Here is an 18,481-nt window from a genome sequence, read left to right on the forward strand (position 1 = left end):
GGCTTTCTTGTAGATAATAACAGATATGGAAAATTTATTTAAAAAAGGAATAATAGGTAATCGAATTATTCAAAACAGATGGGTTGCCCAGCCCATGGAAGGCAATTCCAGCGGGCTGGGAGGATCTGTATCAGAGCTTACAATAGATAAGTATAAAAAGCTGGCAGCAGGTGGATGGGGAGTCATTATTGTAGAAGCACTATCTGTAACTTCAGGCTCATTGGCGAGAAAAAACGCTTTGGTGATGAATCATAGAAACTTAGATGGATTCAAAAAGCTTGTTGACCAGATAAAGGCTATAAATCCGGATGTGACTCTCTTATTTCAAATTACTCATTCCGGCTCTATTAGTAATCCTGCTTTCTCGGAGCAGGTATCTATTTCTCCGCTTTCGGAAGGGAGGTTACTTAGCTCTGATGAAATAGAGCAGATTAAAGATGATTTTATAACTTGTTCGTTGCTATCGGAAGAAGCTGGTGCGGATGGGATTGATTATAAATGTTGTCATGGCTATTTGGGTGCCGAAATGTTGCGTCCGGCAAATGTTCGTACTGATAAATGGGGAGGATCTTGGGAAAATCGCACGCGTTTCCTTCGCGAGGGTATCGAAGAGATTATAGCCCGGCGTAAAACTTCTAATTTTATATTAGGCAGTCGCATTTCAGTATACGAAGGGCTGAAAGGATGTTGTGGAACCTCTGCTCCGAACGAGTTGATTGAAGATTTAACAGAATCACTTCAACTTGTTCGTTTGATGGATTCGTTACATATGGACTATGTGAATGTATCTGCAGGCATTCCTGCAAAAACTCCGAATTTAACTCGTCCTGTTCAGAATGCTGAATTAATGTATTTGAATCATTTGCGTTATACTAAAGAAGTGAAGAACGTCTTGAAAAATTCTTCAATGAAAGTAATAGGTTCTGTCTATTCTATCTTGCGCGAACGTGCATTTTCTGTAGCAGATGAAATGTTGGAGAAGCATTACACTGATTTTATCGGTTGGGGAAGACAAACGCTGGCTGATCCTTTGACACCTCGGAAACTACGGAATAAGGAAAAGATAAATTTCTGTATGGCTTGCTCAGGATGTTCAAAAATGATGCTGAAACAGATAAATGTAGGTTGTATTCTATTTGATGAATACTATAAAAAATATTGGAAAGAAAATCTTTAGTAATACCAGTGGAAATACTATATAAATAATTGTAATGTCATGATAAAAAATAGATTATTGCTGATTGCTACTCTACTTATACTGTCAATAGGCTGCATTTTTGCACAAGGTAGACGTCAATCTAATAAAACAGTCAATACAAACAGGCCAACAGGTGCGCCTATCGAACATTTTAAGAAATTTGATACATCTGCTCCTTATGTGAAAGTTGCTTTGAATGCATATTCATTTACTAAGAATTTGAATGATTATATTAAAGGGCGTTCAAATGATCCTATGACACTTTTTGATTTAATTGATTTTTGTGCAGCTAATAAGATTGATGCCTTGGATGCTACAGGATATTTCTTTGTCGGTTATCCTGATGTACCGACAGATAAATATATTTATGAAGTGAAGAAATATGCTTTTTGTAAAGGAGTTGATATTTCGGGTACGGGAATAATGAATAACTTTGCTAATCCAGATGCGACGGCTCGTGCAAAAGACGTGCAGCGTGTGAAAGATTGGATTGATGTCGCAGCAAAACTGGGCGCTCCTGTCCTTCGGATATTTTCAGGACCTGTGCCTAAGGGGTACGAAGATAGGTGGGATGAAGTTGTTTCTTGGATGATTCCTTGTTTCAAAGAAGTGGCAAAGTATGGAGAGAGTAAAGGTGTGATGGTGGGTGTGCAAAATCATGGAGACATGATGGCTACCGGAGAACAAACTGTAAAAGTATTGAAGGCAGTAAAGCACCCTTGGTTTGGTTTGATCCTTGATACTGGCTATTTCCATACGGAAGATCCATACCGGGATATGGAGATGTGTCTGGATTATGCTATTAATTGGCAGATAAAGGAGAGTGCTTTGGGGAGAGAAAGTATGCAGCCTCTTGATTTGAAAAAGATCATGAAGATGATTCGTAAAGTTGGCTATCGCGGTTATCTGCCTGTTGAAACGTTATCCGTACCGGGGCGTCCATACGAACCGTTTAAGCTGGTTCCGGAATTTGTTGGAAAAGTTCGTAAAGCCATTGAAGAAGAATTTGCAAATTGATAATATTATGAAGAAAAGTAGATTAATTGTATTGTTATGTGCTTTGTTAGGAATATGTGGAACGGTAAAAGTTGAAGGACAGGCACCGCAGCGTCCATCTATTACTGGAGTAGCCCATGCCGCTTTTTTTACGAAAGATCTGGAACATACCCGTAGCTATTTGAAAAATTTCTTGGGATATGATGAAACGATAACTCTGAAGAATGCGGAAGGTAAAGTTTCATTATCTGTTTTTAAGATTAATGAAAGACAATTTATAGAAGTTTTCCCCGAACGCAAGGAGAGATCTAACCGTATGTATCATTTTGCTGTAGAAACGACTGATGCGGAAGCAATGAGAATTTATTTGAAATCGAAAGGGTATAAAGTTCCCGATCATACTCCGAAAGGTAGGACAGGTAATCTGAATTATTTTGTAACAGATCCGAATGGCACCATATGTGAAATCGTTCAATATGGTACAGACGGGATGATGGCAGCCAAAAAAGGTAAAGATTTATCAGAGAATAGGATTTCACCCCGTATGAGTCATGTTGGTTTTATGGTGGCCGATGTTGATAAAGCTATTGAATTCTATTGTGGCGTATTAGGTTTTAAAGAAGTTTGGCGGGGAGGTAGTGATCCGGATAAAGTCAAATGGGTGCATCTTCAAGTACCCGAAGGAGATGAGACGATTGAACTGATGCTTTATGATAAAGAACCTACTTGGGAACGTATGGGCTCTATGAACCATATCTGTTTGGAAGTGAAGGATATATATGCTGCTGAAGCTACATTAGCAGGTAGAGTACAGCCGAAGGGGGTGCGCGCACCAACTCCGCCTAAAGCCGGTTTTAATAAAAAGCGTCAGATTAATTATTACTTGATTGATGATACGCGGATAGAAATAATGGAAGAACAGCCTTTTGATGGAATTCCCGCTCCATCTTCCAAAGGCAAATTGATGAAATATATTCCTATGGATAAATAAGGAGTTATAAAAGAATGATATATCTTTGATGACGTCCAAACGAGAAAGGATCATTTTTAATGTACACATTATAAAAATAAGTCATGAGAAAAGTTTTATTATTTATATTTTTATTTACTGCGATGTTTTCTGCATTGAAAGCAGAAGAGAGTAAATGGATTAACCTATTTGATGGAAAAACATTAAATGGGTGGAGAGTATTAGGAGGTAAGGCTACATTTAGAGTAGAGAAAGGGATGATAGTTGGAACCACTTCGACCGGTGGTGAGAATTATAATACATTTCTTTGTACAGAAAAGGAATATGGTAATTTCAATTTAGAGTTTGAATTTTTGGTAGATGAGGGCTTGAATAGTGGAGTGCAGTTTAGAGGTTTGTTTTCTGATGGCTTGGTACGTGGATATCAATTTGAAATAGATCCGGATAAGACTACTAAGTATACGGCACGACCTTCTAATCAGGACGCAAAAGGACAGGTAATACCTTCGGGAAAAGAACCAAGAAGTTGGACAGGAGGAGTTTATGACGAGAAGCGTAGAGGCTGGCTGAACGATTTGACTGAGAATCCTGAAGCACGTGCTGCTTTCAAGCCGAATAGTTGGAATAAAGGTCGTATCGAAGCCTATAAGGATGGAATACGGACTTATATAAATGGAGTACTCGCATCTTCATTGGTTGATTATATGACGCCAAATGGCTTTATTGGTTTACAAGTACATTGGCTGAAAGATTATAAGAAGATGGAAGTGCGTTTCAGGAATATACGTATTCAGGATTTAGGATTGAACCCAGTGGGGACGGGAGAAACGTCAGATAGGTTTATCGGTGAATGGAAAGATGATCGAACCAATTATTTAGCCCAGTCTTATATAGACAAGACTACAAAAGAATATAAATTGAATGTTTCCAAAATACCTTATGCAAATGCTGAACCTTTCGTTGTATTAACAGGAACTGTTAGTGAAAATCGCATAACTTACTCTAATGAACAGGGATATATTGCTACTGTGGAGAAAGGAGTATTGAAAGTTAAAGGTGAAGGATTGGATTTTTCCGGAAGACTGGTCGTTCGTAAGTCTCCTACCTTGAACATGCCTGCTCCAGAGGGTGCGGAGATTTTATTTGATGGCAATGATGTAAAAGCTTGGGGAGGATTGGCTAAAAAAGAGTGGTTGAAATGGAGTTTTGACGCAGATCAGTCGGTAGAATTGACCCCCGCTGGTAATATTCGCATGATTCCGGGCAAACAGTCCATTATTACGAAGAAAGATTATGGAGATATTAAACACTTGCATTTGGAATTCCGGTTATTGGGAGAAGTGACGAATGGAGGCGTGTATATGCAAAGTCGTTATGAATTTAATATTAAAGATTCATGGGGGCAGGGCAAAGGGGCTCCGTGTGGTACTTTTGGTAATTTAGTAAATTCGAAAGAACCAGAATTTAATTATGCACTACCTCCAATGGTATGGCAGACGATGGATATTCAGTACAAAGCAGCACGTTTTAATGAGCAAGGTGAGAAAATAGCTAATGCACGTGTATCAATGAGTATGAATGGTATGCCGATTTACGAGGATTATGAACTTGATCTTATTAAGGGAGCAGCTGGAGGACGTACACCTTTGGGACCATTAGGACCTATTTATCTCCAAGAGCATGGGACTGCTTATGAATTTAGAAATATCTGGGTTGTTGAGTAAAGTAATTACCGACGCTGCATATCCGGCAATGAAGAAAATGGATTTTACTCAGAATATAGTGGAGATGGAACGAGATCTTTATCACTTTGCATACAAGCTGACTTCTGACTATGATTCTGCCAATGACTTAGTACAAGATTGTATACTGCAAGCACTGAATAATTCAGAGAAGTTTATGCATGCCGATAATTTGAAAGGCTGGATGTATACTATCATGCGTAATATTTTTATAAGTAACTATCGGCGTATGGTGCGTGAAATGAATATTATTGATAAGACCTATACTGTTTTCCAGCAAAGTTTGATCGAAGATGAAGACGGTGATCGTTTTGAGTTGTCTTATGACATCAAGCAGCTCTATCGTGTGATATATTCCGTGCCTGATGAATTGAGAGTACCATTTCAGATGTATGTAGCCGGATTTAAATATAGAGAAATTGCAGAAAAATTGGATTTGCCTATAGGAACAGTGAAGAATCGTTTATTCTTTATTCGTAAGCGCTTAAAAGATGAATTGAAAGATCTTTTGGATATTGAATAATAAGTATAATACTGAAATAGAGAGAGAAAGGTGAGAGTCGGAATAGGTTATATCCTATTTCGACTTTTTTATTCGTACCTGTTAATAAAAGCAAAATGCGGATTCCCGTATTTAACTTCCCGGCTCTTCTGCGTTCTAACTAATAAAGCTTAGAAAAAGAATTGATGATAAACGAGAATAAAATTCGTGAAGCTTGTGCCTCGAATCGCGAACGGGGATTCAAGATGTTGATGGACTCTTTTCAGGTACCGATATATAATTATATCCGTAGACTGGTCGTATCTCATGAAGATGCGGAGGATGTGCTTCAGGAAGTCTTTATCCGGGTGTTCCGGCATATCGATCAGTTTCGCGAAGAAAGTTCACTGTCAACTTGGATTTACCGGATTGCCACGAATGAGAGTTTACGCTTGCTGAACGGTCGTAAAGATGAGGGAGTTGTTTCTGCAGAAGATGTTCAGGAAGAGTTGATGGGCAAGTTGAAGGCTTCCGATTATATTGATTATGAAAATGAGTTGGCAGTGAAGTTTCAGGAAGCCATTCTAAGTTTGCCTGAAAAGCAACGGCTTGTATTCAACTTACGTTATTACGATGAACTTGAATATGAAGAGATTGCCCGTGTACTGGATAGTAAAGTGGATACACTAAAGGTGAATTACCACTATGCGAAAGAGAAGATTAAGGAATATATATTAAACAGATAGAATGATGAAAAAGGATTTTGATTTTGACGATATTGGTAAACGGACACCTTACCGTACCCCCGATGGATTCTTCGAGGACGTGCAACGAAAGGTGATGGAACGCGCCGGAGTGAAGCAACAGCGGAAATCTCACATGAAGCTGATTATTTCTACGGTGATTACCATGGCGGCAGTATTGATCGGATTTCTGTTTGTTCCATCTTTGAGACAGGCAGATGAGGCGAAAACGTCTTCTTCGAAAGTATTAGCTAATGGTACAGAATCTGTAGATAAATGGATTAAAGAACTATCGGATGAGGAGTTGGAGGAGCTCGTCAACTTCTCTGAAAATGATATATTTTTGAATTAAGTAACTCAATTATTATTTTAAACGTGAAGATTATGAAGACTAAATTTATTTATGTAATTTTGGCTGTCCTATTGATGGGAAGCCAGATGACTTTGTCTGCACAGAATACAGATAACAAAGAAAAGAAACAACGCCCTACACCGGAACAAATGGTGCAGATGCAGACTAACCAGATGGTGAAAATACTGATGCTGGATGATGCAACTGCTACCAAGTTTACTCCGGTTTATGAGAAATATCTGAAAGAGTTACGCGAATGTCGTATGATGTCCAGACCGAGAACCGAAAAAGCGAAAAAACAAGGGACGGATGCCAATGCTAAGCAGGAACGGTCGTCCATGACTGACGACCAGATTGCAACCATGTTGCGGAATCAGTTTACTCAAAGCCGTAAAATGCTGGATGTTCGTGAAAAGTATTACAATGAATTCAGTAAGATACTTTCGCAGAAGCAGATTCTGAAGATTTATCAGCAGGAAAAGATGAATGCTAATAAGTTTAAGAAAGAGTTTGACCGCAGAAAAGGACAGAAACCTGGACAAGGACACCACCAGGGACAAAGAACTCGTAGTCCGCGTTCAGACCAGAAATAAAGATTAGGTTTATTTTATTATAGTTTTATTTTACTAAATCAACACAATTTGAACATAGACAGCCATATTTATTCTTTTCAGTACCGTTTGATTACTTGTTATGTCTTGTTACTGATTAGTTTGACTGTTTTTGCTCAGTCCGGCAAAGAACGTTTTTCCGGTCGTGTGATTGATACTGAAACTTATCAGCCGGTACCGTTTGCTACGGTCCGGCTTTTAGCTTTACCGGATAGTACATTGTTGGGCGGCGGCGCTACGGATGCTATCGGTAAATTTCAACTTTCCGTTTCCATTCCTAATCATGCAACTAAAGCGAAGTCTTTATTATTACAGGTTTCATATATCGGATATAAGCCGGTTTTTCATCCCGTTTCCATTTCCAGCAAAAGTTCTTCTTATGAATTGGGGGATATAAATCTGACTCCGGAAAGTTATGCTTTGGATGAAGCAGTGGTAGTAGGACAGGCTCCAATGGCGGTGACAGAGGGGGATACAACGGTATTCAACGCTTCTGCCTATCGTACTCCCGAAGGTTCAATGCTTGAAGAATTGGTAAAACAGCTTCCGGGAGGTGAAATAGATGCAGACGGTAAGTTGCTGATACATGGCAAGGAAGTAAAAAAGATTTTGGTGGACGGTAAAGAGTTTTTCTCTGATGATCCGAAAGCCGCTCTTAAAAATCTTCCTGTGGAGATGGTGGAGAAGTTAAAAGCGTATGAACGTCAATCAGATTTGGCACGTCTTACGGGAATAGATGACGGAGAGGAAGAGATGATTTTGGACTTGTCTGTGAAAAAAAATATGAAACGGGGCTGGATGGAGAATTTTATGGGGGGATATGGAAGTAAAGACCGTTATGAATTAGCCAATACTTTGAACCGTTTTCGTGAAAACTCTCAATTAACCATTATCGGGAATCTGAATAATACCAATAACCAGGGATTCTCGGAATTACAGAATGAATCTTCCAGTTCAACAGGCAATATCCGTAGCCGGATGGGACTGACTACTTCCCGCTCATTGGGGCTTAATGCAACTTATGACTGGAAGCGCGTTAAATTACGTTCAAATATTCAATATGTTGGCACCGATCGTTTGGAAGATAGCCGTACCACAGTCGACAACTTTCTCCGGGAAGATAAATCAATCAATCTGGGTACAAGTCATAGCCGGCAACAGAATCACGAACTGGTAGCCAATGCTTCTCTTGAATGGAAAATGGATTCTGTTACTACATTGATTTTCCGTCCTCAATATCGTTTCGCAGCCAATGATAGAGAGAATAATGGTTTTCAGGAAGGGTGGGGGAATGATGTGTTGCTGAATGAGAGAGAGTCCTCCGGCACTAATCATAATTCCCGGTATAATCTGGCACTGATGTTGCAGTTTAGTCGGAAATTGAGTCGTCTGGGGAGAAATGTTGCTTTGAAGGTAGACTATGGTGCTAATGCTTCAGCTACAGAGCGGACGAACCTTTCTACTACCCGGTACTTCAAAAATAATACGAAGAAGATTCAGAATCAGAAAATAGAGGATGATGTTGACGGATTCAATTACCGGGTGCAGTTGGTGTATGTAGAGCCATTACCGTGGCGGCATTTCCTGCAACTGCGTTACAGTTATCAGTATAGAGTGAACAATTCTGATCGCTTTGTCTATGACTGGGATGAGGAATTGGAAGAGTTTGCTCCTGACTTTGATGAAGAATCCAGTAACCGTTTTGAGAATCAATATAGTAATCATTTAGTAAATCTTGCGATACGTACCTCGCAAAAAAAGTACAATTATAATATTGGTGTTGATTTTGAACCTCAAAAGTCTGTTAGCCATTCATTGTTGAGTGATGCTCCCGAAGATCAGTTGGAAAGAACGGTCATGAATTTTTCGCCTACTGTCAATTTCCGCTATAAGTTTTCAAAACGCACCCGTTTGCAAATTGTGTATAGGGGAAAAGGGAAACAGCCTAATATACGTGATCTCCAACCTGTGACCGACCGTACCAACCCTTTGAATATCCGTGTCGGAAACCCTTCGTTGAAGCCTTCATATATGAATACTTTTACGCTGAATTTCAATTCTTACAATACCAGACATCAGCGAAATATGGTAGCTACCGCTTTGTTCGAGAATACCATTAACAATGTAACCAATCAGGTGACTTATGATAGTGAAACTGGTGTACGAACTACGTCTCCGGTCAATATGAATGGTAATTGGCGGGCCATGGGTTCTTTTTCTCTCAATACCCCTTTTAAGAATCGTAACTGGATATTTCGTACTTACTCCTATCTGCAATACCGGAATCAGAATGGCTATACAACCTTGAATAAAGAAGAACCGGTGAAAACTTCCGTACAGCATTTAACGGGACGCGAACGTCTACGGATTACTTATCGTACCCGCCAAATGGAACTTACAGGGCTTGTTGGCCTGACTTATAACAATTCTTATAATGACGTACGGGAGAAGCGTACTGAAACTTTTGATTATCAGGCAGGGACCGAATTGCAGCTTTATCTTCTCTGGGGGATGGAGTTATATAATGACTTGACTTATTTTCTCCGTACCGGATATGGTTATGAGGGTTATGCCAAAGCAAATTTCATGTGGAACTGCCAGCTGTCAAAAGCCTTTTTGAAGAGGAAACAGTTACTAATCCGCTTCAAAATATATGATATTCTTCATCAGGACATTTCCATGATACGCACGATAACCGCTACTGCCATTCGTGACACTGATTATAATGCACTGGGTTCTTATTTTATGGTGCATGCTATACTTCGTTTGAATATGATGGGAAAATAATTAGAAATTAAATCTTCATTAGTTCGAAAACCACAGCAGGGTTTTGATTGTTGTATGTCCTACGTATAAAAACAATGTAAGGCTGGCTGAATGTTTCGACTGATAAAAAAGATAAAAGATAAAGGTCGTTGGCGTATTTTTAAACTGAAGTTGATTGATGCCCGACTGTACTTTGTCAGTATCTTCGTAGGATTACTGACAGGACTTGTAGCTGTGCCTTATCATTACCTATTACAGTTTTTCTTTAATCTCCGTCACGATTTCTTTGATTCTCGTCCTAAGTGGTATTGGTACATACCTCTTTTTCTTTTGATGTGGGGAATACTTGTATTCGTATCCTGGTTGGTAAAGAAAATGCCGCTTATTACCGGTGGGGGTATTCCGCAAACACGTGGAGTTATCAATGGCAGGGTTGATTATAAACATCCTTTTCTGGAATTGGTGGCAAAGTTTGTAGGGGGAATACTTGCATTAAGTACCGGATTGTCTTTGGGGCGTGAAGGTCCCTCTGTACAAATAGGTTCGTATGTAGGATATCTGGTATCCAAATGGGGGAGGGTGCTTAGCGGTGAACGGAAACAGTTATTGTCCGCTGGTGCCGGTGCCGGGTTAGCGGCAGCTTTTGCTGCCCCATTGGCTTCGTCATTGTTGGTGATCGAATCTATCGAGCGGTTCGATGCACCTAAAACAGCTATTACCACACTTCTGGCAGGAGTAGTGGCAGGTGGAGTTGCCAGTTGGATTTTCCCGATTAATCCTTATTTTCATATTGATGCTATTGTACCGGGAATGACTTTCTGGGGACAAGTGAAATTGTTTCTTTTGTTGGCAGCAGTCGTTTCTGTTTTTGGAAAGTTCTTTTCTGTCACCACTCTTCAGGTGAAACGTATTTACCCTGGCATTAAGCATCCGGAATACGTGAAGATGCTGTATTTGCTTTTTATAGCTTTTCTAATTTCTATGGCCGAGTTTAATCTGACCGGAGGAGGCGAACAGTTCTTGTTATCACAAGCTATGCATCCGGACACACATATCCTCTGGATTGTTGGCATGATGTTATTGCATTTTGTTTTTAGCACTTTTTCTTTTTCTTCGGGTTTACCGGGAGGAAGTTTTATCCCGACACTGGTGACGGGAGGACTTCTTGGACAAATAGTAGGATTGATTATGGTTCAACAAGGTGTTATTGCTTATGAAAATATCAGCTATATCATGTTGATTTGTATGTCTGCATTCCTTGTAGCAGTAATCCGTACCCCTTTGACAGCTATTGTACTAATAACCGAGATTACAGGGCATTTGGAAGTCTTTTATCCTTCCATTGTTGTAGGGGGATTAACTTATTACTTTACGGAAATGCTTCAGATCAAGCCGTTTAATGTTATTTTGTATGACGATATGATTCATTCACCGGCATTTACGGAAGAACCCCGTTATACACTATCTGTAGAAGTAATGAGTGGCTCCTATTTGGATGGAAAGATGGTGGACGAACTTCGTTTGCCAGAACGTTGTATGATCATTAATATACATCGTGATCGTAAGAACTGGCCTCCCAAGGGGCAGAAATTAATGCCTGGCGATCAGGTTCAAATAGAAATGGACTCACAGGATATAGAAAAATTGTATGAACCTTTAGTAAGTATGGCGAATATTTATTAAGTATTTCATCTTTAGATTCTGGTCCTTGATATATAAAAATAGCTGAAAGAGAGATTCTTCCAGCTATTCTTTCAGTATATTAAATACTTATTTTTTCTTATACCAATCGGGGTTTGTACCATATTTAGCCCAGTCTATAAATTTAGGATAGATTTCACTGATAGGTTTTTTCTCGTTTTTATCGAAGTTTTTTAATTCTGCAATATCATTTACATTGGCATTTGACAGGTAGAATGCAAAAGGATAAATATTCTCTTGATCCGATACATAGTAAATACCTTCGTTAGGTTTTGAACGGTCGTCATATTGTCCGAAGAGGGAAGTATCTACTTTAGAAGTCGGTTTTTGCATTGGACTATGAACTTCCAGGCGATTACCTTCTTTGCTAGGACGATAAATGAATGCATCGATTGATGTTTCCTGTTTCTTATTTGAGTTTTTATCTCCGTATTTGAATGTTACTTTATATTCGGCATTCGGGTTTGTTTTGACGTTATCAGTCAATATGATTGCATTACTTTCACGAGTAAATTTGTCAGCTCCCGAAGCTACAGTAAAGTCCTTTTCATTTTCTTTTCTAATAAAGTATTCAGTTGACTGTGCGTTTCCCTCATTTGAAAGAGTGAAACCTAATCCGTTAGTAAATACAGTCGATTTATTATATAAAGTTTTAAGCGTAAATGATTCGCTTAAAATTTCATTATATATATTGAAAACTTTTTGATAAGTATACTGAACCAATACGTCATTCATATCGTAATCACCAGCTTTAGGCCATTCATCTTCAAATGCGTATACACCTGTCTTTTCGATGGTTGTATTTAAATCTTCATCTACAGGAGGAACATTGGTGATTTCAGGATTGGCTTTTAAGGAGAACACAACATCTGTAAAGTTCTGGTCATCCATGAAATCTTCAAAAGCGATAGCAATGTTGTTGTTTTTATCTTTAAACATAGCCGTACGTACATCTATATTGCTATTCACTTTAGTGCTAAATTCTTTGGTGGAGCTAGCATAAAATCCTGCGGTTTGGGTATAGCTATTGAAGCCTGTAAAATAGGTGTTCCATGCGTTACATGCTAGAACAAAACCGATGCTATATCCTTTGGGGAAATTTGTCCCTTCCGGATGTTCAGGATCATCAAAATATTTTAGCTGTACAGCAGTGCCTTCTTTTACGCCTTGTGGAGAAGCTTGAAGGCTTCCGTTATTCCAAGTCATTTGAGTGTTTGGGAATATAGCATATACCTTTGCATCTTTCAGGCTAGCAGGAGCTTGGTCAAGTCGGTAATAGTAGTAGCCTAATGAACTGTTCCAACAGGTCCATCCTTTTAATGCGGTTAGAACTACGGCTGTTTCGTCTTTTTCAACATATAAATCGGCAGGAGTGCGAAATCCCTCTGGACAACTTCCTAATGTATTTAATACTTTATTTACAGTAGTACGCAATTCATTCATTTCAGATTTACTCAAAGTGAGTTTAGGATCGTTACCTTTATAAGCATAATCAATAACCCCACTACGTTTATCAAATGAGCCGAGATTAGTATTCCATCCTAGATTATTAAACCGATTTCCATCAAATTTTGTTGATTCTTTATAAGACGCTCTAGTCGTAGGCTGTTCATCTGTGTCTGATACCTTTAAAACACCGTTAACTATTTTTCCGGGTATTGCCTGTCTGGCAAAAGGTGATGTAGAAACGATATACACATTAGATACATAAGCCGGCAATTCTATTGTTGTAGTGAATTTGCCTTGTTCATCTGTCCATGCACCATCTAATGGCTGAACATTTTCTTTTAGAATAGTAGTGTTTTCACTTTCAATCAATGGATTTCCATCATAAATGGAGAAAGGAACTCTTGATTCAGAATTAGAATAGTCAATTTCTACTTGTACTTTTTGTATAGTAGAAAAGTTAGAGGGGTTAATTTCTGCTCCTGGAGCTTCTTGGTATAAGTCTTTATCACTGTCTACACAGCTGCTTACACCCATTGCAATAATCACTGTACATGCTAACCAAAATTTCTTCATATGTGTTGTTTTTTGTTTATGCAATAATTTAGTTCGTTTTGTTTTAAAAGAAACCCGTAAGCTCTTTAAAGTTCAAAAGCTTACGGGTGCAAAGATATATATATTATTCAATACAATCATAGAAAAGTTGAATAATTTTCAAAAATATGTTCTATAACTTGTATTTTCCATTCTTTTTGTCTCATTATTCCATACTTCTTAGCCATGCAATTTCTTCTTTCCATTTATTTTCATCTGGGGTTTCGAGTATTAACGGAATATTATCAAATCTGGAATCTTGCATCAATCTTTCAAAAAAAGCTCTGCCAATCAATCCTTCACCAATGCTGTCGTGGCGGTCAACATGGGTACCTAATGCTTTTTTAGAATCATTCAAGTGCATACCGCGGAGGTAGTTGAATCCCACTTCTTTGTTAAATTCATCAAAAACTTTATCATATTCATTGACAATGTCGTAACCTGCAGTATAAGTATGACAAGTATCGAGGCAAACACCTACCCGGCTCTTATCGTTTACCCGGTCGATGATATATTTCAGTTGCCAGAACTCGCTTCCTAAATTACTACCTTGTCCGGCTGTGTTTTCAATAACGGCTGTCACTCCGTTTGTTTTTTCTAAAGCAAGATTGATGCTTTCTGCAATAAGCGACAGGCAATCTTCTGTTGATATTTTATTGAGAGAGCTACCAGGATGAAAATTTAGAAGTTTCAAACCAAGCTGTTCGCAACGTTTCATTTCGTCCAGAAAAGCGGCACGGCTTTTTTGAAGTCCCTCTTCCTCCGGATGCCCCAGATTTATAAGATAACTGTCATGTGGCAGGATATATTCCGGTTGGAAACCGTACTTCTCACAATTCTCTTTAAAGAGGTTGATACTTTCTTTCGTTAAAGGTTTACTTACCCATTGACGTTGATTCTTGGTGAATAATGCAAAAGCATTTGCTCCTATTTCGCGCGCATTAATGGGGGCGAATTCAACGCCACCGGATGCGCTAACGTGTGCTCCGATATATTTCATATTTTGTTTTTTAATCTGATTCCAATTTGCAAATATAACATTTTTGGAAGAACTAATGTTTGAAAAAATAATTAGGGTAGGTCGACTGCACCAAAAATGTTTTAATAGGAGTGGAGATGAACTAAATGGTAGCTTCCAATAGTTAGTAAGAGGTAAGCTGTCTTAATGCAGTATTTAACTTCCTGTTTTTTACTAATAATACTTTGAACTGCATTCTAGTTTACGTTCCACAACTGTTGAACGTAAATTCATAGGAATGAAGAAAATAGCAGTTCCAAGAAGAGTTACTAAAAATAGTATTGCGTTAGATTAATCCTTGTAACTATGAATTTAGTTCAAAACGCTCATAGAAAGGAAAAAAGTGAAATAAAGTTTGTAGTTCTTAATTTAACTTTCTATATTTGCGATATCCAGCTAGCTCCGGAGGGGGCGGTGGGGTGTTTTTTTTATTTAAGAAAGGCGTTTACCAAACGTTATCTTCTGAACTCAAATCTCGCAAATTTGAAATCTACAAGAAGATAAGGCAACGGAAGCGTTCACTAAGGATGTGTTATCAAACATTGTGCTTTGCATAATGTTCTGTATATCTCGTCTTGGCGTGGGCTAGCTGTGTTGCTTATCCTTGTAGATGGGCAATGCGAGAGCCTGAGTTCGGGATAAGCAGAAGTACAGACTCCCATGCCTTTTTTTATTTACTGCTCAATCCGGGGAGGCTATAAGCCATAAATAACATGCAAATGAATTATCATGCTCCCAATTCTTTGTTTTCTTATTTGAATGTAGCCTTTATTAAAAGTATCGGCTGTTTATGTGCTCTTTTCCTATGTATGGCTAGCTACGCGCAGGATGTCACTGTACGAGGAAAAGTTTCTACTCATGGAGAGGAAATGGCAGGTGTGACTATTGTTGTGAAAGGTAGCAATGGACAGCAGGGCACAGTAACCTCAGTTAATGGCAATTATTCATTGAAAGTGGATAGTAAAGGAACTCTTATCTTTTCGTATATTGGTTGTGAAACAATGGAGGTTCCGGTAAAAGGGCGTACTACAATCAATGTGGAGATGAAAGAAACTTCTTTGGCTGTTGATGAAGTAATCATTACTGTGCCTTACGGAACTGTTAAGAAATCTACATTTACCGGTTCGGCCGGAGTTGTTGATAAAAAGTTGATTGCGTCATCACAAGTAAGTAGTGTCTCAAAAGCATTACAAGGAAGTGTGGCAGGTTTACAATCATTCTCAACGAGTGGACAACCCGGAGAAGATGCTAGTATCTATATCCGTGGTATTGGTTCGGCCAATGCATCTACCACTCCGCTTTACGTAGTGGATGGCGTTCCCTACGACGGTGCTTTGTCTTCCATTTCTTCACAGGATATTGCTTCTATTACTGTGTTGAAAGATGCTGCGGCTGCTACGTTGTATGGATCGCGTGCTGCAAACGGTGTAATCATGATTACCACCAAACAGGGAGTCGAGTCTGCTCCGGTTATCGAGTTGTCTGCTAAATTCGGTTTTTCAAGTCGTGCGGTAAGAGATTATGACCAGTTAAGTACCAATGATTATTTTATGTTGCAATGGGAAGCTATGCGTAATAAATATATAAACGATGGTCATTCGGCAGAAGATGCTGCACAGCGATCTTCATCCGAGTTAATATCTGCTATTGGCATTAATCCTTATGGAAGCAAATATGTCCAGCCGGTTGGGGTAGATGGTAAATTGGTGGCAGGAGCTACACCATTGTGGGACGACAGTTGGGAGGATGCTTTAACGCAAGACGCACACTATACGGATTTAAGTGCTCGAATTTCAGGTGGAAGTAAGAATACGAAATATTACTTCTCGTTGGGGTATCTGGACGATCAAGGGGCATATATCTGTTCTGGCTTCAAGCGTTATACATTGCGTTCTAATATCACTTCCGATCTGCGTGACTGGTTACAGGTGGGTTTGAACGTTTCGGGTACCCATTCTATTCAGGATTATCCGAAGCAGGATGATACTGCAATCGGTAATATTGTATTGGCTGCACGTTCATTACCTTCATTCTATCCGGTTTACGAGCGGAATCCCGATACCGGTGAGTATTTGCTCGGTGACGATGGAAATAAAATCTATGATTACGGAAATTATCGCAAGAGTTCTTACCGCGGTTATAATTTTGTTCAATCTATGCCCTATGACAAGAATGAGATAAAGAGGGATGCGGCTTCGGTACGCGGATATTTGCAGATTGCTCCGATTAAGGGATTATCCTATAAGATGTCTTTGAGCATAGATTACAACAGTAAATTTTCGCATGATTATACTAATCCCACTTATGGAAAAGAACCTTTGGTAGGTTCGGTTAGTAAGCGCAATTATCGGACTACAGGTATGACATTCAATAATGTGGTAAATTGGGAGCATAAATTCAAAGAACTCCACAATATTCGTTTGATGGCAGGTCAAGAATATTATGAGTACAATACTTCCAACTTCGGAGGATCACGTTCCGGTGTCATTACTGATGGCTTTTTTGAACCGGACGCAGCTTCTACATTGACAGGTTTCAGTGGAAATAGCGATCAGTATAAATTACTTAGTTATTTCGGAAGTGCCGAATATGCTTTCAATCAGCGTTATTTCTTATCGGCGTCCATGCGTACTGATGGATCATCACGTTTTCATCCCGACAATCGTTGGGGAACATTTTGGTCGTTTGGGGCTTCCTGGAAAATTCATCAGGAGTCTTTTATGAAAGGTGTTGCTGACAAATGGCTGTCAAACCTAAGTATTCGTGCCAGTTATGGTGCTCAGGGAAATGATAATGTGGGTTATTATGCGTATCAAGAATTATACGGTATCGGTAGCTTCTTGGGTGAGACTACTCTTCACGCTTCTCGTCTGGCAACTCCTGATTTGTCGTGGGAAACGAACTTGAACTTTAATGTCGGTTTGGACTTCGGTTTTTTGAATAACCGCATCAATGGTACGATTGAATACTTTAACCGTGCGTCCAAAGATTTGCTGTTCAGCCGTGATTTAGTACTTTCTTCCGGTTTTAGTTCTATTGATGCCAATATTGGAAAATTGAAAAACTACGGTTGGGAATTTACTGTAAATGCTACACCTGTATTGACTCGTGACTGGACATGGCGGTTGTCGGTTAATATGACGACTTATAAAAATAAAATAGTGCAGTTGCCCACGGAAGTAATGTGGCAAGGTAGTAAGAAATGGGTACAGGGTGGTTCATTGTATGACTTTTGGTTGTATGAATGGGGTGGTGTAGATCCCGAAACCGGAAGTGCGCAATGGGCTTATTATGATGCTGACGGCATGAGGCATTTAACAGATGACTATTCGGCTCTGACTTCTGATAAGAAGGTAAAAGCTGGTAGCTCTTTGCCGAAATTAAGTGGAGGTTTCCAGTCAGATCTTACATGGAAAGATCTGTCATTATCTATGTTGTTCTCTTATGGTATCGGTGGAAAAATCTATAATAATGATATAACGATGCTGATGAGAGTAAACGGTGGTAATGGAGATAGTATGAGTAAAGAACTCTTGAACCGTTGGACACCAGAAAATACAAATACAAATATTCCCCGGTTGACACAGGATGGTACAAGCAAGTTTACTTCCTCGTCTACACGTTGGCTGGTAGATCGTTCTTTCCTTCGTTTAAAAACAATAACACTCAACTATAACTTACCGAAGAAATGGTTGCACCCACTGACTTTGAAAGATGCAAGCGTATTTGTGCAAGGTGAAAATATGCTGACATTCAGTAAGCAGCAGGGACTTGATCCGGAACAGCCGGTCAGTGGTATGGCTTCTTTCCGTTATCCGGCTATGAAGACAATTTCATTTGGTATCAATGTAAAACTTTAAAAT

13 protein-coding genes are annotated in these 18,481 nt (G+C 39.1%); 11 read left to right on the forward strand and 2 right to left on the reverse strand.

Going from position 1 to position 18,481, the window contains the following annotated elements:
• Window positions 1–25: 25 nt before the first annotated feature.
• From NXV01_RS12225 to NXV01_RS12270, 10 genes are all read left to right on the forward strand, one after another.
• Window positions 26–1,177, forward strand: coding sequence for a hypothetical protein (locus tag NXV01_RS12225; RefSeq protein WP_259022560.1), 1,152 nt, complete (start codon window positions 26–28; stop codon window positions 1,175–1,177).
• A 39-nt stretch (window positions 1,178–1,216) separates the two neighbouring features.
• Window positions 1,217–2,215, forward strand: a complete 999-nt coding sequence (locus NXV01_RS12230) for a sugar phosphate isomerase/epimerase (RefSeq protein WP_259022561.1) — start codon at window positions 1,217–1,219, stop codon at window positions 2,213–2,215.
• A gap of 7 nt (window positions 2,216–2,222) precedes the next feature.
• The gene (locus NXV01_RS12235) at window positions 2,223–3,185 is read left to right on the forward strand and encodes a VOC family protein (protein ID WP_259022562.1); all 963 of its coding nucleotides are present in this window, start codon (window positions 2,223–2,225) and stop codon (window positions 3,183–3,185) included.
• Between the two features lie 83 nt (window positions 3,186–3,268).
• A complete protein-coding gene (locus tag NXV01_RS12240; protein ID WP_259022563.1) occupies window positions 3,269–4,888 on the forward strand; it encodes a DUF1080 domain-containing protein in 1,620 nt (539 codons plus the stop codon).
• A gap of 28 nt (window positions 4,889–4,916) precedes the next feature.
• Window positions 4,917–5,429 carry an RNA polymerase sigma factor gene (locus NXV01_RS12245; protein ID WP_259023448.1) on the forward strand — a complete coding sequence of 171 codons (513 nt, stop codon included), beginning with the start codon at window positions 4,917–4,919 and terminating at the stop codon, window positions 5,427–5,429.
• A gap of 164 nt (window positions 5,430–5,593) precedes the next feature.
• Entirely contained in the window at window positions 5,594–6,133 is a 540-nt protein-coding gene (locus tag NXV01_RS12250; protein WP_004302175.1) for an RNA polymerase sigma factor, read from the forward strand.
• A gap of 4 nt (window positions 6,134–6,137) precedes the next feature.
• Window positions 6,138–6,482 (forward strand): hypothetical protein, encoded by a 345-nt coding sequence (locus NXV01_RS12255; protein ID WP_148364586.1) that lies wholly within the window; start codon window positions 6,138–6,140, stop codon window positions 6,480–6,482.
• A gap of 32 nt (window positions 6,483–6,514) precedes the next feature.
• Window positions 6,515–7,075 carry a hypothetical protein gene (locus NXV01_RS12260; RefSeq protein WP_234133325.1) on the forward strand — a complete coding sequence of 187 codons (561 nt, stop codon included), beginning with the start codon at window positions 6,515–6,517 and terminating at the stop codon, window positions 7,073–7,075.
• Window positions 7,076–7,123: 48 nt separating this feature from the next.
• Entirely contained in the window at window positions 7,124–9,880 is a 2,757-nt protein-coding gene (locus NXV01_RS12265; protein ID WP_259022564.1) for an outer membrane beta-barrel protein, read from the forward strand.
• 90 nt (window positions 9,881–9,970) lie between these two features.
• Window positions 9,971–11,542, forward strand: a complete 1,572-nt coding sequence (locus tag NXV01_RS12270; protein ID WP_148364549.1) for a ClC family H(+)/Cl(-) exchange transporter — start codon at window positions 9,971–9,973, stop codon at window positions 11,540–11,542.
• Window positions 11,543–11,629: 87 nt separating this feature from the next.
• On the opposite strand, the gene NXV01_RS12275 is transcribed toward NXV01_RS12270, so the two are convergent.
• Window positions 11,630–13,582 carry an LruC domain-containing protein gene (locus NXV01_RS12275; RefSeq protein ID WP_259022565.1) on the reverse strand — a complete coding sequence of 651 codons (1,953 nt, stop codon included), beginning with the start codon at window positions 13,580–13,582 and terminating at the stop codon, window positions 11,630–11,632.
• A gap of 184 nt (window positions 13,583–13,766) precedes the next feature.
• Window positions 13,767–14,600 (reverse strand): deoxyribonuclease IV, encoded by an 834-nt coding sequence (gene nfo / locus NXV01_RS12280; RefSeq protein ID WP_217722961.1) that lies wholly within the window; start codon window positions 14,598–14,600, stop codon window positions 13,767–13,769.
• A gap of 731 nt (window positions 14,601–15,331) precedes the next feature.
• Between nfo and NXV01_RS12285 the strand changes: the two genes are divergently transcribed.
• Window positions 15,332–18,478: a TonB-dependent receptor gene (locus NXV01_RS12285; RefSeq protein WP_229128670.1), complete on the forward strand. Its 3,147-nt coding sequence runs from the start codon at window positions 15,332–15,334 to the stop codon at window positions 18,476–18,478.
• Window positions 18,479–18,481 lie beyond the last annotated feature (3 nt).

This window comes from Bacteroides sp. BFG-606, assembly GCF_024788145.1.
GTDB classification, from domain to species: domain Bacteria; phylum Bacteroidota; class Bacteroidia; order Bacteroidales; family Bacteroidaceae; genus Bacteroides; species Bacteroides vicugnae.